The 2,154-nt window shown below is 48.4% G+C and carries 3 protein-coding genes; all 3 read left to right on the forward strand.

All coding sequences use genetic code 11. The features are described 5' to 3' along the window. Nucleotides 1-372: 372 nt before the first annotated feature. Nucleotides 373-594, forward strand: coding sequence for a MoaD/ThiS family protein (locus A2517_RS01360; RefSeq protein WP_294893574.1), 222 nt, complete (start codon nucleotides 373-375; stop codon nucleotides 592-594). Nucleotides 595-596: 2 nt separating this feature from the next. Then, nucleotides 597-1,043 carry a molybdenum cofactor biosynthesis protein MoaE gene (locus tag A2517_RS01365; protein WP_294893575.1) on the forward strand — a complete coding sequence of 149 codons (447 nt, stop codon included), beginning with the start codon at nucleotides 597-599 and terminating at the stop codon, nucleotides 1,041-1,043. Beyond that, nucleotides 1,040-2,154 (forward strand): molybdopterin molybdotransferase MoeA (locus A2517_RS01370; protein ID WP_294893576.1); only part of this gene is annotated, 1,115 nt, incomplete at its 3' end. The genes A2517_RS01365 and A2517_RS01370, both read left to right, overlap by 4 nt.

Below are 2,154 nucleotides of genomic sequence, written 5' to 3' on the forward strand. Positions count from 1 at the left end.
GGTGATGCTGGAGATAAACGCCGCATCGATTCGGCGCATGGCAAACTCGCGATTGAGGGCTGAGGGGACACCTTTGTGATAATGGAGGCTTTGGTGAAATCGGGTGCTTCGAGCATAGCGTTTGATAAATACGTGAAAAGGGAGGAGATTTATAAAATCAATTTTTCCGAAAATCACACTCATTCCTCTCTAAACTTCTGCCTCGATAGAGGCAAGCTTTAGTGCCTTAGCGGCTAGCGTAGCCAAAGGGATGCATTCCTTTGGCGTTATAAAATATGAATGTATTATACTAACTCGTGGCTAACAAGGGACTGTTATTGTGGATTCGATATAATCATCCCAATAAATATCTTCTCAAAGTGACATATAATAATGGTAACAATCGAATTTTTAGGGCCGATCCAAAAGGCACCGCTAACATTGGAAGCATCATCGTTGCGTGATGTCGCCGAAGTATTGAAACAAGACAGTGAAATGGCGCAGTGGTTAGAAAACTGTGCGGTAGCGGTCAACGATACGCTGGTTGCAACCCTCGATACACTGCTCAAAGACGGTGATAAAGTTTCACTTCTCCCTCCGGTGTGCGGTGGATGAGTATGGTAGAGCTTTATAACGGAGCACTGAATGTTCCTGAAATCATTACCCGATGGTATGCAGAAGAAGCAGAGTATAACTACGGTGCCTATATCCCCTTTATCGGGACGGTTCGTGAGGAAGACGCTATTGAGGGGCTGAGTTTCGATGTGTATGAGCCGATTTTGTCCAGTTGGTTTGACGCATGGCAAGTCAAGGCGCAAGCTCTTGGGGCAAAGCTCAAAATGGCGCACAGCCGAGGGGATGTATTGGTGCATGAAAGCTCCTATATCGCGGCGGTATTTTCTCCGAAACGGCGCGTTGCACTGGAGATGATCGAGCAGTTTGTCGAAGATTTCAAAGCCTCCGCTCCGATTTGGAAATACGATCTTAAAAACTCTCAGCGCCTTTATGCGGCGGATCGTTCTACTGCTATTGCAGGGGCAGGCATTTTGGGAGGAAAGCGATGATTTCGTACGAGACCTCTCAAAATATGATCAGTCTCCTCAGTATAGGCACTGTCCGAAGCGAGCGTATTTTTCTCTCCTCTGCGTTGGGTCGTATTTTGGCGGAAAATATTGTGGCGGATGGCGATTATCCCAGTCACCCAACGTCGGCAATGGACGGCTATGCGATCCTTCACAGTGATTTAGATGCGTATGAGTCGCTCGAAATTTTGGGTGATAATCCCGCTGGAGCCAACGAAATCGGCGGCGTGATGAGCGGTGCGTGTATCAAAACCTTTACCGGATCATTAATGCCAAAAGGCTCTGATACCCTGATCCCGATTGAAAACGTTCGTGTCGATGGGTCACACATTATCATAGAAAAATCGGTTCCGCACGGATTTGCCGTCCGTCCGATCGGGGAAAGCTACCGCGAGGGGGAAGTCTTAATCGCGCGCGGAACAAAAATCGGGTTTGCTGAGATCGGCGTATTGGCGGGAATCAACCGTGTGATGATACGTGTGGCACAGCGTCCTCGTGTAGCGGTAATCGCAACGGGGAGCGAGATCCTCGATATCGGGGAAGAATCACGCCATTCGGGACAGATTCGAAGTTCCAACAGCTATACCCTACAAGCCCTTGTGGATGCTCTCGGCGCAGAGAGTGTGCAGATGGGGATCGTAGGAGATGATAAAACGGCAATTATGGAGCGGTTCGAAGAGGCACTCCATTCCTCCGATATTATCGTCAGTACAGGGGGGGTAAGTGTCGGAGATTACGATTTCGTCAAACACATCGTCCCGAAACTCGGTGCCGAAGTGATCTTTAAAGGGGTCAATATCAAACCGGGTCAGCATGTGATGGTGGCGCAGAGGGGAGAGAAGTTTATCATCTCTTTACCGGGATTTGCTTATTCCTCAACAGTGACCTTTATCCTCTACGCCGCACCGCTTATTGCTCGGATGTTGGGTGTTGAGAACCCCTACGATGTGATTGAAGCGACGCTCAAAGTACCGTTCGCCAAACGCTCGAACAAAAGTGAATTTACGGCGTGTAATCTAAGTTTTGTTGATGGGCGCTATTGGGTCGATTTTGAGGGAAAAAAGACAGGAAGCTCAGCGATTTTGACCAACTT

It is taken from the genome of Sulfuricurvum sp. RIFOXYD12_FULL_44_77, from assembly GCF_001830725.1.
GTDB lineage: Bacteria > Campylobacterota > Campylobacteria > Campylobacterales > Sulfurimonadaceae > Sulfuricurvum > Sulfuricurvum kujiense_A.